Raw genomic sequence first — 14,193 nt, forward strand, 5'->3', positions numbered from 1 at the left:
GGTAAACGCTACGCATTCCCCCCAAACACTTCCGGATACCGTTCGACCTGGACCCTCAGGTCCTCGTCCCAACGGATCACGATCACCCGGTAACCCTGGGCGAGGAGCTCCCGACGGACCCGCTCGTCGATCCGCCGCCGATCGGGATGGTCGTGGGGCGGGCCGTCGCAGAAGACGACGACGTTGGGTTCGTAGAAGAAGTCGGCGATGCAGCGGGGTTCCTGGAACGATTTCTGCGCCTCGTCAGGCAACCGATAGCCGCCTTTCGCCAGGAAATCGAGGAAATCCCGCTCGAACCCCGACTGGGCCCGGCTCCGGAGCGCTTCCAAATGCTCCTCTGGGCTCCTCCCCTGGACCCGCCGTTCCACACGGCATTCCATGAGCTGAAGGAGCAGGTCTCGGACGCGCCGGCGGTCCAGCAGGTGGGCCTCGAGCTGGTTGGTGTAGCTCAACAGGCACTCGTAGCAGGCCTGCGGGCAGTCGGGCTTGAGGTCGCTTCCATCCTCCCCGAAGTGGCAGATCCGCAACGCCTCCCGCGCCACGGCGGCCAAGGCCTCGGGCTCCTCCACCAGCCGGCGCAGGACGCCGAGCCCGCCCTCCGCCGCCTCGTAGAACAGCAGGGCGCGGTTCTTCCCTCGACCCACCCGCTCCACCCCCAGCTCCCGCTCCTCCAGCTGGAAGTGCTGCTCGATCCCCCGCTTCAGGGCGTACTGCAGGCTGGCCTCCGCCCGCTCGTCCGCCCACAGGTCCGGCTTGGTGGGGCGGACCAGGAGGATGTTCTGGGTGTCCCACACGCACAAGGCCAGCCGTTCCCGGTTCTGCGATGCACCCCAGGGCTTCTGGTTCCCCTGGCCCTTCTTCGTCTCATCCTCAACCAGCTCCCCAGAGACCAGATCCACTACGAACCCTTGCGGCCGCCCCTTCCAGCCCCAGTTGATGTAGAGCAGCGTGGCCGCGGGGCCGTAGGCGAGCCGGAACAGCGTTCCCCCGCCGACCTGCACGTCGGCCTCCACCACGCGGAGGCCGGGCCCGGCCGCCGCGAACTGATAGGCCACCTGGAGCTTATAGCCGCGGCGGACCCGCTCTTCCTCGTTGCACGTAATGCGCTCCTGGCGTTCCAGAACCACGTTGGGGAGGTCCAGCAGCGTGGCGATCCGGCTGTTCGTGCCGTCGAAGAGGGTGTCGCAGGCCGGGCAGCGCTCCAGGTTCGGGTCGGCGAAGGCGCCGCACTCGAGGCACAGCCGGTGCTGCCGACGGCGCGATTCGAGGCCGCCGGGGGGGATGCTGAACTTGGACACGCGCCATTTGGTCCCCTCGTGATAAACGATGTTGTGGGGAGCGAACTCGCGGATGGCCAGGGCGCGCGGCCGCGCGATGAACTCGCCGTCGCCGCGGGGGACCCACGCCCGGACCGGGAGGGCGGGGAAGTTGTAGCCGGGCAGGAAGCCTTCCGTGGCCAGGTAGCGGTAGGGGTAGAAGTCGCTCTCCTCCCGGGCCACGCCTATCTGGCGCAACAGGTTGAGCTGGCGCAGCGCCTCCTCCTGCTGACGCCAGGCTTGCTGCTGTTCCTTCGTTCCTCGGGCGGTTATCATCTCCCGCTGGGCCCGCTGAAGTTGCTCGGTCGCGATCCGGAACAGCTCCCGCCACCGATTGAAGGCCTCGTCGAACCGCCGGGGGGCTTCCTCCAGGACCCGGTCCAGCCAGCGCGCGTCGAACCACCCCGCCTGCTGCAGCAGATCGCGGTCCGCCTGGAGCACGCGCTCGAGCCGCTCCCGCAACCGCCCCAAGGCCTTCGGGCTCAGCTGGATCTGCCGGGCGGCGTCCTCGCGGAGCGGGAGGTCCGGCAACCGCTCGGTGTCCACCACATCCTCCACCGACTCGTGCAGGGGCAACCCCACCTGGGCCAGCCACTCCGCCTGCACGTGGGCCCGCACCAGGGCTTCGTTGGCCAGGTCCAGGCGCGGGGCGCGCACCGCGCCCGACACCATCTCCGCCGGGTTCCGGAAGAAGTATTGGTCGTGGCTGCTCCCCGCCGAGCAGTAGGTGAAGATGAGGCCCGGCTGGCCCTGCCGCCCCGCCCGCCCGCTCCGCTGGGCGTAGTTGGCGGGCGTGGGCGGGACGTTCCGCATGTGGACCATGTCGAGGTCGGCGATGTCGATGCCGAGCTCCATGGTGGGGGAACAGACCAGGTAGGGCAGGCGCCGGCCCACCTGGGGGTCCCGCTGGTCCTGCGGGAGCCATCGGAACCGCCGCTCCCGGCGCTCCCGTTCACCGGGGGCCACCACCTGGGCGGTGTGCTCGCGGGCCTCCAGCGCGCCCAAGTCCCGCGCGGCCGTCTGATAGAACTGCAGGAAGAAACGGTTGACCGCGCTTCGGGGGCGGCTCCCCCGCGCGTACACCGGGTCCGGGAGCGGCGGGGTGCCATCGCCCAAACACCACACGAGGCAGGCGGCGTTCAGGCGATAGCGCTCGAAACCCTCCACCGGCTCGGCCTTCCGCAGGAACCCCTGGCTCACCAAGACCTCCAAGAACCGGCCGAGGAACGGTTCCAGCGTTTCCAGCTCGAGCTCATCCCGCAGGTAACGGCCCAGCACGGACCGTTCGCTCAGTCGGTACATGCCCTCCTCGGGCAGCCCCCCGGGCTTCGTGGATCGAACGAACCAGGTGGCCTCCCGGAGGAACTCGCTCTCCGGGTCGATGCCCCAGAAGTCGTTGAGATGGTTTTGGGCCCTCTTCCACAACCCGGCTTGAAACTTCCGATCCAGCACTGGGGCGTCGATGGCCAACCGCTTCCGGAAGTGATCCAAGACGGCGCGGACGACCTCCTCCCGCCGCTCGGGGGAGCTCGCCCCCAGCACGGGCACCTCGCGCCAGAGCTCGTCGCGTGCGCACGCCTCCTTCAGGCCGTAGTACTCGATGCGCAGAAGCCCCACATCCTCCAGGTTGGGCTGCAGCACCCGCCACCCGCGCCGCAGATCGGCGTAGAGGCGATATTCCGTGAGCTCCCGGAAGGTATCCCAGACCTCCCGCGCGTGGGTGGAGTGGGGGTCGAGGTGGGGGTTCCGGGCGATGTCCCGAAGCTCCAGGGCCATGTGCTCCACCGTTTCCTGGGCGACGTTGTCGAACCGGAGCGCGTTCCGCTCGCGCAAGGCCGCGTACAGCCCCGCCCGCAGGACCGCCATGTGCACGAAGTCGTTGAAGTGCCCCGCCTGGAGCGAGGCATCCTGGCGGCTGTCGGTGAAAGTGAGGAGCTTGTCCTGGGCCGCGCCCGTGCGCTTCGCATGCCGGAGGGCGGAGGTGGCCAGGACAGTGGTGGCCGACGATCGGCCCTCGCTGGAGAGCATCGCGAGCTTGGTGAACTCGGCCTCCTTGGCGGTGTAATATTCCTCGCATCGCAGGCACAGCCAGAACCGCTTGGCCTGCCACCACGCCCGGTGGGCCCCTTCCACGGGTTCCTCGGAGAACGAGCCGTCCGGGCGCACCCACACCGGCCGGGGCACCCGGTCCCGCCAGGTCGGGAGGAGGCGGCCGTCGGCGCCCCGCCAGTCGTCGGGGATCCGGTCCTCACTCCAATCCTCCACGAAGGCCAGATAGCCCGGCTCCAAATCTTCCTCCAGCACCTCCTCCCCGATGGGGTGCGGGAGGAACCGGTCGAAGCTGCGCAGGACGTGGTAGTATTCCTGCCCGCAGAGGCGACAGAACCGAAGGGGGTAGAAGGGGCGCTCCGCCACCACCTCGCCCTCGGCCGAGAACGCGCGGGTTTCCGGCGGCTCCAGGGTGGCGTACACGGCCCGCCCCTGCGAGATGAACTGGTGGAGCTTGAAGGCGAAGAACGGCTCGGGGAGCTGCCGGTTCAAGGCCGCCGCCTTGGCCAAGAGCTCCTGCAGCGCCTCCCGGCACCGGCTTTCCGGCTGGCCCGTCTGCTCGGAGAGCTCCCGGGCCACCTCCGACAGCGGCCTCGGGGGCCGACGGCGGAAGTTCCCATCCGGTTCCCGTTCGATCCCCAGGGCGTATTCCAGCCAGCGGGCGAGGGGATGGCGCCGCAGGCCCTCCAGGTCGTCGGGGATGGGCGAGGAGAGGGCCTGGCGCAGCGCCTCCGGGCTCGGCGGCCCGCCGATGGTCGCCGGCTCCAGCGTCTCCTCCACCACCTGGTCGGGCCCGATGGGGGCGCCGAAGAAGCGGCTGGCGAACTCCGCCACCACCCGCCGTCGCTCCTCGGGGGTGGCCTCCCGGTGGGCCACCAGGGTGGCGCTCGTGCCGATGTGGATCACCTGTTTCCGCTCCAGCCGAGCCTTCAGCCGGCGCACCAGCATGGCCACATCCGCCCCCTGCCGCCCGCGGTAGGTGTGGAGTTCATCGAAGACCAGGAAGAGCGGGGCCTCGGCCTGCGGCTGGATGAGGGGCCGGTCCTCCGGCCGGACCAGCATGAGTTCCACCATCACGTAGTTGGTGAGGAGGATATGGGGTGGGTTCCGGCGGATCTCCTCCCGCTCGTCCTCCGGGGTCTCCCCCGTGTACCGGGCGAACCGCACGGGGAAGGGCCGGCCGGTGCGCTCCTCATACTGCTGCCGGAGATCCCTGAGGGCTTGGAGCTGGGAGTTCACCAGGGCGTTCATCGGGTACACCACGAAGGCCACCGGGCCGGGCAGATCCGGCCGCCGGACCACCGTGTCCACGATGGGGATGAAGTAGCAGAAGGTCTTGCCCGACCCCGTCCCGGAGGTGAGGACGAAGCTTTTGCCCTCGGCCGCCAGCCGGATGGCCTGCACCTGGTGGCGGTACAGGCGGTAGGTTTCCCCGTCCTTCCGGCGGAAGATCCGCGCGGTCTCGGGGTGCAGCACCCCTTGCGCCGCCAGCTCCTCCACCGTGGCCTCCCGCACGTAGGCGGGCGAGAGCTGGAGCAGCGGCTCCGGCCACAGCCGCTCTTCCTCCTCCAGCATCCGCTGCACGAACTCCCGCAGCCGCTCGTCGGCGATCTGGATGAAGGAGCCGATGAAGTCGCGGTAATCGGCCAGGATCTGGGAATGAAGCTCAAAGACGCTCACGGCTTCACCCTCCTTTCGGCGAGGCGGGACCGCCAGGGCCGGCCGGTGCGGGCGGCCTCAGCCATGGCGTCGTAGATCTCCAAGATCACCCGTTGGGTGCGGTATTCACCGAAACGCTCTTCGTCTTTATGGCGGACGATGGGGAACTGATCCAGGATGTAGGCCACGGCCTCCTGGGGCGTGGGGAAAAGGGCCTTGAGCTCCGGGCTGGCCTCCTCCTCCCACTCCTCGGGCGTGCCCAGGTAGAGGTGGAAGAAGAGGGCGTCCAGCTCGGCCCGCAGCCAGAAGCGCCGCTCGGGGTCGTAGCGGAAGGGCGGGCCACGGTAGCCCAGGTCCTCGGCGAAGGGCTTGAGGTCCCAAGCGGTGTAAGTGAGCTCCAGCACCCGCGGGCGCACGAAGTCGGCCACGGTGGGAGGCCGGGACCGGGAAGGCAGCGGCGAGGGCGCCGGTTCCCATGGGAAGGGCAGGGGCTGCTCAAAAGCGGAAGGTGGGAGGACGGGGAGCTGCTCGAAGATGAAGAAGTTAAGCGTTGTTCCTCCTACTTTTTGTCGAGCTGCATAGTCGAGTGGCAAGCTACACAAAACTGCCACAAGCAGGGGATGATGTAGCGATGGTCGGCGGGAAACAATCAGCGGTATTTTATTTCCCACTCCCACCCGCGGGATGATGGCGGCGATGACGGTGCGCTCGTCGGTTGAACGCGCAATATCCCGCCACCCCAACAGCCAACCCCGGTCCCAGTCCTTGGCCCGAAGGCGCTCTTCCACCTCCTCTTCCGGCACCCAGTAGCGGGGAAGCACCTGATAGCGAGGGTCGGACAGGCGTTCGAGGGGGACCTCTGGCAGCTGGGTGCTCTCCGAGCCAGACGGCTTCATCGCGTAGTCACCGAAGCGGTGGTCGAACTGGTGCATCATCTTGGCCTCATAAAGGGGCAGGTAGCGCTCCCTCCCCTTGACAAAAACATTCCCCTGCAAGCGGAAACCCTTCGCCTCGAGCTCTTTCCGCGTGCGGAAGAGGTGAGAGTCGTTGGTCATGTCGAACATCCTCAGGAACTTCACGCCCCACGGATTCCTCGCCTCTCCATGAGATTCATTGATGAGCACCGGCACCCGGCGGTAGATGTGCTTGGTGAGCTCGGCATCCTTGCGGGTGCGGAAGATGGGGGTGGTTTGGGTGTTGGGGTTCAAGAGGCGGAAGTCCTCGGGCGTGAGGGTGAAGCGGCGCTCCGGGTCGGAGAGATCCCTGGCCTCGTGGAGGAAGAAGGCGAACTCGACGGTGAATCCAGGACGAGGAGCGGGCCGTGAGCGGTCGTCGGCCTTGCGTAGGGTGAGGAGGCAAAACGTAATCATCGTCCCGATAGCCGGGAAGAGTTTCTTCCGGTTGTCAAAACCGTAAAGCGTAAGCAGCTCCTCACGCCCCACCACCTCGGCGAAGAAGTGTTTGTTGGTGTCGTCGGTGGCGATGCCAGTGGGCACGATGATGCCCATCCGCCCCCCCGGCTTCAGCAGGGCCCGCATCCGCTCGGCGAAGACCGAGTAGGTGTTGATATCGCCTCGGCCCGTCAGGGGGTAGAAGCCGCTGCCCCGTAAAAAGCGGCTGGTGCTTTCCGCGGTGTGCAGGGCCTTTTGGTACTCCCGCCAGAGCTCCGGGTTCTTCTTCGGCAGCTGGGCGATGCGCCTCTTCCGCTCGGCGGCGTTGGGCGTGTTGGCGATCTCAGGGTCGCGGGCCGCGAAAAACTCCTGCTCCTGGAGCTTGATGCGCTCCCACGGTGGGTTCCCCAGCACGACGTCAAAGCCCCCTTGGGCGAAGACCTCGGGGAACTCCAGGGGCCAGTGGAAGAAGCGGTGCTCCTGGGCCAGGGCTTCCGCAAGCCCCGCGACCTGGCCGTGTACCGGTTGGCCCGCCAGCGACCGGCGCACGGCGTCGGTCGTGATCGCGGGCTTCCCCCGCTTCTTCTCTTGGAAGAACGCCGCGGTCCAAAGGTCCGCGGCCTGCCGCAGGGGATCCAACGAGCGTTGGAGCGCTTGGTGGCGGCGCGCTTTTCGGGCGATCTCCTCCAGCGTATCGTCGGGGATGGCCTCCACCTCCAGGGCTTCCTGGGCGCTTTGCCGCAGCGCATCCCTGGGATCCCCCAGATGCGCTCCGAAGAAGCTCATCTGGCCGGCCCGCTCCTCCGCGTTGCGCCGCTTGAGGGCCCGGGCCACCTCCCGGTCGTCGCCCTGCGCCGGTTCATAGGCCGCATCGGGGATCCCCTCCTTCAATGCGGCCAAATCCAGGACCCCCACCAGGCTGTCGCCCACGCGGATGCGGTGGTCCAGGAAGGTGAGGGGTTTGCCTGGGACCTGGCTTTCGATCCACAGGGCCACCTTGCAAAGCTCCACCGCCAGCGGGTTTTTGTCCACCCCGTAGACGCAGTGGGCGATGACCTCGCGGGTGGCCTCGCGGAGGGCTTCCGGCGAGGGCTCCTCCTCCCCGGTGCGGACGCGGGCGAGCTCCTTGCCCAGGCGTCGGGCCGCGGCGAGAAGGAAATGCCCGGAGCCCGTAGCGGGATCGAGGACCTTGATGGAAAGGATGGCTTGCGCCTTGGCCTTCGGGTCTTTCGCCTGGCGGAGCTTCTCCTCGAGCACCGGCTCCAGGGCGCTCCGGATGAGCTCTTGAACGAGTTCCGGTGGGGTGTAGTAGGAACCGGTGGACTTGCGCTCGGTGCCCTCCGTGAACGTGAATACCGGACCGTCGGGCGTGTCCTCGATCACTGGATGGTTGTCCAAAAGGCTTTCGTAGACTGAACCTAGCTCTTCCACGTCTAAGGCCGCGTAGTTCACCCAGCGGTCGGTGTGGGCCTCTTCGTCGTAGTAGTAAGTAAGGTAGTAAAAGGCACAGAGGAGGTCGCGGTTGCTGATGGTGAGGCCCTCCAGCGGGATCGGTTCGAAGAGCCCGCCGTCCAGGACCGGCAGCCCCAGGAGGCTCGCCAGCGGCCGGCCGTCCGCCTGGGGCCTGGGGTCCCGCAGGAGGTGCCAGAGGACCCGCAAGGACTGCCACAGGTCGTCGTGTTCGGTGTAGGCCTCGAGGCGGTCCACCAACCGCCGCAGCCGGCTGACACTGTAGTGCTCACGGTAGAGGTCGTTTCCACCCAGAAGACCCCGCTCCTCGGCCACCAAGAGGAAAAGAAAGCGGTACACCAGGCGGAGGAGGTCGGTGTAGAGTTGAGCGGGGTCCGCACGCCACCCAGGGTTGGCCCGGAGGAACCCGGTCCCCAGGATCTTCAGGCACTCCTCCACCCCGTCCCGCATGCGGTCCCGGGCGCGGTTGCCCTGTTCCAGGGCCTCCTGGTAATAGCGCTCCAGCAAACAGCTGGGGGCGTCTCCGATGCCCCTGGGCAGCCGCGAGCGGTGCAGGAGCCGATAGAGCAAGAGGAAGTCGCCGAACCGCTCACCGCCCTCGGCCTCAAAGATCATCTCCAGATCGAACTCCACATAGGCCGGGCGGCGCAGGAAGGTGGATTTGCGCAACAGCCGGAGCACCCGCCCGTTGGTGACGATGCCCCACAGGTGCTCGGACCGGTTCAGGAACTCCTGCAGGAGGGCGTGGGGGGAGAGGCGGGGCCGGCCGGAGGGATCCACCCGCCCGAGCTCCCGCCGGGCCCCCACGATGTGCACCGGCGGCGCGTCCTCGGGCTCGCCGGCCCGGTGGGAGATGGCGTAGCTGACCCCATCCACGTCATACGCCTTGGGGTTGTAGCGGGGCTCGTAACCCAACAGCCCGAGCAGGGGGATCATCCAACCCTCGCGCGTGAGGCTCGTGGCGGGGTCGTCTTCCGGGAGCCGTTCCAGCCGGCGGCGGAAGACCCTCCACAGGTCCTGGGCATCCCGATACGCCTCCGCCGCCTCTTCCACCACGGATCGGCCGGGGCGGATGCCGAAATCCGCCGGCCGCTGGCCGGGCAGATCCCCTCTTTCCAGCCGTTCCAGAAAGTCCGGCCCGAAGAGGCCGCCTTCCAGGTGGACGGCCCGTCCTTTCAGGCTGGGGCGAAGGACGACGGCTGGCTCTACCGTGACCGTGCGCATCGCGCTACACCGAAGGCTGGAAGATGAGCACACCCAGAAGGTCCGGCGGCCACTGCGGTTCGACCTTGAAGCCGCGGACCGGCTGACCGACACTCTGGCGCACCCGGCGATGGGCCTCTTCCAGCTCCTCGGCCCTTTTTTGCAGGAGCCGACGCAGGCCGTTGGGCGCATGGTCTTCGCCGAGCATCCGCTCGATCTCCTTCAGCGCCTCAGAGACCAGCTCCCGCTTTTCGGAGAGCGAGATGTTGCCCACCGGCTCGGCGGTGAGGAGCGCCAGGGCCTGGGCGGGGTCGAGCCAGCGCTCGGTGAAGGCCTCCCAGCCGGCCACCAGCACCTCCTCCGCCAGCAGCACCCGGCCCGATTGTCGGAGCTGGAAGCGTGGCCGCAAGAGCAGGAGCGCGGTGAGCCGTTTCACGTCCCGGGTTCGGATGGCGCCGCACCGTGCGGCCAGGGCCTTCTTCCCCCCGGAGAACGCCTGCTCGAACAGGAAGCGGGCCAGGGCGGCCACGAACCGGTGGTTGCGGCCCAGGTACTCCGCGCCCGGCGGGGTCGGGCTGGTGAAGGTCACCGCCCACCGCCCCCGCCGGTCGGGAGGCAGCGCCCGCCGCACCGCCTCCGGGACCTCCGACAAGGCCGCCGGCTCCGTGAGGATCTCCCAGACATCCGGATGCTGGCGGCTTGGGCGCAGCGGCACCTTGAGGAGCTGGCAGGCCATCAGGACGAAGTTCCGCACCGCCTCCGGGTCGCCCAGCACCTGGTCCGTGGCCTCCAGCTCCCGGCGGACCTCCTCCGGCTTCAGGGCGTGCTGGGCGAAGCGGGTGCGGCTCTCTTTCTCCCGGCGGGCGTCCAGCTCCCATTTTCTGTGCAGCTCCGGGATGGGGTCCGGCTCCAGGGCGAGCGGGAGCTGGGGGCCGGGCCGCTCGCGGCCGAAGAACAGGGCGTGGACGAGGGCCTCGACCACGGATTGCTCCTCCTCGGGCACGGGCACGTGGGTGCCGAGGCTCTCGCGGATCTCTCGGGCCTTGTCCAAGAGCACGCGGATCACCGCGCCGTCCACGGGGTTGTCCTTTCCGTAAAACCGCACAGCCCTCACCACGGGGCTTTGCTGTTCGTAGCGGTCCACCCGCCCCTCCCGCTGCTCCAGCCGGTTGGGGTTCCAGGGGAGGTCGTAGTGCACCACCGCGTTGAAGCCCTTTTGGAGGTTGATGCCCTCGCTGAGGCAATCGGTGGCCACCAGCACCCGCCGCACCGGCTCCCGCATGAACTCCTCCACCTTCAGGCGGCGTTCCTCCTCGCTCACCCTCCCGGTGAGGCAGAGGACCCGCACCTCCGGCTTCTCCGTGGCCAGGGCCGCCTGGAGCTTCTCGGCCACGTATTCCGCGGTTTCCACGTAGTAGCACCACACCACGGGGTGGAAGCCGTCGCGGAGGAGGCCGCGGACGATCCGGATGCACTCGGTCAGCTTGTGATCCTGGGCTTCGGAGATGGCCTCCGCCATCCGCTCCAGCTCCCGGAGCCGCCTTTGCTCGCGATCCGTCAGGTCCGCCTCCGCGTGGCTCAGGAGCGGGGTGGGGACCTCGTCGGTGGGGAGGCGGTTGTCGGGCTCATACACCGCCGACAGGTCCTCGACCTCCTCGTCGGCCGGCACCTCCTGTCCTTTCCGGCGGCGCTCCAGGGCCGCCTTCGCCGCCCGGGGGCTGGACATCACGCAGCGGAGCAGGGCCAGGGCGCTCCACCACCGCATCCGCCGGCGGTGGGCCTGGAGGGCCTGGCCGCTGTATACGATCCCTTGGCAGAATTCATAGACTTCCTGGAAGAGCCGACGGTAGGCCAGCGAGAGGGTGTAGGTGGCGTCCATCGGTTCCCGTTTGGGGAAGCATTGCTCCGACTCCCACCGGGCCTCGATGTCCTTCCGCGTGCGCTGGACGAAGTGCTGGGCGAGGATCGCCCGCTCGCGCTCCTTCAGCTGCGTGAGATCCCAGGTCCCGAATTGCGGGTGGAGCAGGCCTAAAAGCCGTTGGAACGCCTCGGGGATGCCGCTGTGGGGGGTGGCGGTGAGCAGGAGCAAATGGCGGCTGGGATCTTTGGCCAGCTCGCGCACCAGCTCGTAGCGCAGGTGGCGTTCAGGGCCGTGGCCCGTGACGCCGTGGGCCTCGTCCACCACCACCAGCTCAGGCGCCTGCAGCAGGAAGGCGTGCTTGTTGCGCTCGTGCTTCACGAAGTCGATGCTGATGACCTGGACGGGATAGTGCTCGTACACCGTGCGGCCCGGCGGCGTGCGGCGCTCCAGCTGCCCGATGGTGCCCGAGCCGATCACCACCGCATCCAGGTGGAACTTTTCGGAGAGCTCTTTCTGCCACTGGTCGCACAGGTAGGGCGGGCAGAGCACCGCCAGCCGGCGGATCTCCCCCTGCTCCCACAGCTCCCGGATGATCAGGCCCGCCTCGATGGTCTTGCCGACCCCCACGTCGTCCGCGATGAGCATGCGGACCGGGTTCAAGCGCAAGGCCATCATAAGGGGAACCAGCTGGTAGGTCCGCGGGCGGACGGAGATGCGGCCCAGCGAGCGGAAGGGCGTGGCGCCCTCCCGCAGCAACAGGCGCGCGGCCTGCCAGAGGAGGTGGACGCTCTGGGCGTCGGCCACCGAATCCGCTGACGGAAGCGGGAACTGGGACGGTGAGATCCCCTCGGATGGGAGCGTGTCGCGCAGGAGTTCGGACAGGCGGCGATGGACGGCCACCACGTCATCGCTCGTGCCCGTGAGGGGGCGCAGCAGCACGACCTCACTCTGGTCGCTGGGCAGCAGCACCCAGTCCCGGTTGCGGAAACGGACGATGGAACCCGGCTTCATCTCCTGACCCCCAAGCCCAACGCTTCCCGGGATAGAGCCATCCGCTTATGGATCCGGATCACCTTAGGAGCTCCTCCCTCGATGTCGCTTACCCCAATCGCTCCACGGCCACCTCTATATCCCTTTTGGATGGACGGGTGTATCTCGAGGTGGCCTTGAGGGACTCACGCCCTAAGCGTTAAGCGACCGTCGCCAGATTTGCTCCCGCCTCCCGCAAAAGGCGGGTGGCAAAGGTATACCGCAACACATGAGGATGGACGTCCTCCAGCCTCGCCTTTCGGGCATGTTACGCCACGATCTTCCAAACCCCGGACCGCATCCCCTAAGCGCTTCCGTCTCCTCTTAATCTACTCCTCACACCCGATTCCATCCTTATCCCCATCGAATCCGTGGGGATCCCCGTAACGGTGATCCACCGGGAAGTTCCGGTAGGGGATGTCCGGGCAATCCAAGTCCGGCGGCGGCGGCGGGATGCAAACAGTCGGATAGGCCGGATGGCAGTTCGGCGTAGCGGTGGGCGTCGAGACGGGCGCGGTGGGCGTGGGCGTTACCAGACCCCACAGCCCACGGCCGGCCTTCCTGGCTTCCTCCTCCGCCGCCTGGAAGGTCTCCGCACAGGAGGTGTCCGGCGGGATCGTCATGGCCCTTGCGTACCCACCCCTCACCAGCGCCAGGTTCACAAAGACCCCCCTGCGATCACGTAGCGCAAAATCCTCCCGTAGCGATCGGTCTCCGAAACGTCCTTTATCAGGTAAAGCGTCTTCCCCTCCGTGAGGCGTCGGTTCTCCTCCGTCGCCTCGGCGTAGTAAGGCTCCCCTTGCTCTGGGGTATCGATCCCTATATAGCGGATGCGGAAGGCCCCGCCGCCAATGGAAACGTCGATGGTGTCCCCGTCTATCACCTTGATGAGGGCGGCGGTTTGTCTTGTGCCTCCCAAGGGCAGGCACGCCAGGTCGTTGGAGTAGTTGCGAAGCACAAGGGGAAGGTGGATCCGATAGGAATAGGGGTCAAAGGTCACATGGCCGGCGGGGGCCTTTCCAGCTAAGGCCAAGGCCAGCATGGCGAGAAGGGTTACAACGATGAAGGCTTGCGCTCTTATGGCGACCGTCTTACCCATTGAACGCATTCGCTTGGGCATGGCTGTTCATCCCCAAACCCTTCCGAGGAGGACGCGGAGGACGCCTTCCACGTATCTTAACCGCTCTACCACTGCCTCTAGATCCTTTTCACACGGGCGGGTGTAGCGAGCGGTAATGTTGAGCGATTCATGCCCCAACAGCTCCGCCACCGTGACCAGATCCGCTCTTGCTTCCCACAGAAGCCGTGTGGCGAAGGTCTGCCTGAGCACATGGGGATGAACATCTTCCAATCCCGCCCTCTGGGCATAATGGGCCGCAATCCACCAGACCCCGGCGGGGGTGAGGACCTCTCGCTTTCCAATGAAGAGATGATCACCCGCGATGGACAGCCGAACTGCGAGCCACCCCTGGAGCGCTTCACGGACTTCGGCGTTCCTTCGATCCAGCCGATGAAATCGGCGAGATTCCTTATCGATAACCCTCGATGGTCCGCGGGCTTTTTCCAGCCCGCGCCAGGTCCTCGAAGAAGGCCTCCATCATGGAGGGCAAAGCCTGCATTCCCGCCGGCCTCCGGAATGATCTTGTGAAAATTTGGGGGATCACGTGCCGGAACCCTGTTTCCAAGATAGGAGAAAAAATGAGAGTTTGTCAAATCAAAAGGCCTTGGATTGCGAAATGATCTGGCGGATCGGGAAGCCGCCGGACCCTAGGGTGGGTGCGGACGACCGGTGCCCGGGTGAAAATCGGCCCAGCTCCCTATGGGGACCCTGGCGGCCAGACGAGAGCCCGTTTGTAACACCGAACGGCCCTTCCGATCCAATGCGGTTCCATTATGAGGTTTGGCGATGGCGCCCAACGCGTCACTTGCTCCGTACCGGTTGTTGACTTGACGGAAGATGCGCCCGGCCTGAGCCAGGAAGCGCCGGGCTCCGAGGCTTCGCTTTCACATCCGAGGGAAAGATGCTGGTATCCGCTGGGGAGGACCACCAGATCTGTGGATGGCTTCGAGAGGAGCCGGGGCGATCCGAGGTCATGGAAGCGGAGCCCATCTCCCCGCCCGGCCTTGAGGAAGGTGGATGATCGAATCCTCGACACCGTTGGAACAGCGTTGCCGGGATCCAACAAAAAGGGGCGGGGCGAGAGCGGCGAATCCG

Annotated in this window: 6 protein-coding genes; all 6 read right to left on the reverse strand. The window is 67.1% G+C overall.

Going from position 1 to position 14,193, the window contains the following annotated elements:
• Positions 1-8: 8 nt before the first annotated feature.
• Positions 9-5,045, reverse strand: a complete 5,037-nt coding sequence (locus ACFMO5_RS13505) for a DEAD/DEAH box helicase (protein WP_376793271.1) — start codon at positions 5,043-5,045, stop codon at positions 9-11.
• On the reverse strand, positions 5,042-9,109 hold the full coding sequence (locus tag ACFMO5_RS13510) for an Eco57I restriction-modification methylase domain-containing protein (protein ID WP_376793272.1): 4,068 nt from the start codon (positions 9,107-9,109) through the stop codon (positions 5,042-5,044). Before ACFMO5_RS13510 ends, ACFMO5_RS13505 begins: the two co-directional genes overlap by 4 nt.
• A 4-nt stretch (positions 9,110-9,113) precedes the next feature.
• Positions 9,114-11,960: a helicase-related protein gene (locus ACFMO5_RS13515; protein WP_376793273.1), complete on the reverse strand. Its 2,847-nt coding sequence runs from the start codon at positions 11,958-11,960 to the stop codon at positions 9,114-9,116.
• Between the two features lie 347 nt (positions 11,961-12,307).
• On the reverse strand, positions 12,308-12,640 hold the full coding sequence (locus tag ACFMO5_RS13520) for a thermonuclease family protein (RefSeq protein WP_376793274.1): 333 nt from the start codon (positions 12,638-12,640) through the stop codon (positions 12,308-12,310).
• The gene (locus ACFMO5_RS13525; RefSeq protein ID WP_376793275.1) at positions 12,637-13,098 is read right to left on the reverse strand and encodes a thermonuclease family protein; all 462 of its coding nucleotides are present in this window, start codon (positions 13,096-13,098) and stop codon (positions 12,637-12,639) included. The genes ACFMO5_RS13520 and ACFMO5_RS13525 overlap by 4 nt, the downstream gene beginning before the upstream one ends.
• 6 nt (positions 13,099-13,104) lie before the next feature.
• The gene (locus tag ACFMO5_RS13530) at positions 13,105-13,545 is read right to left on the reverse strand and encodes a tyrosine-type recombinase/integrase (RefSeq protein ID WP_376793277.1); all 441 of its coding nucleotides are present in this window, start codon (positions 13,543-13,545) and stop codon (positions 13,105-13,107) included.
• Between the last annotated feature and the right edge of the window lie 648 nt (positions 13,546-14,193).

Source organism: Thermoflexus sp. (assembly GCF_042408365.1).
Classification (GTDB): domain Bacteria; phylum Chloroflexota; class Anaerolineae; order Thermoflexales; family Thermoflexaceae; genus Thermoflexus.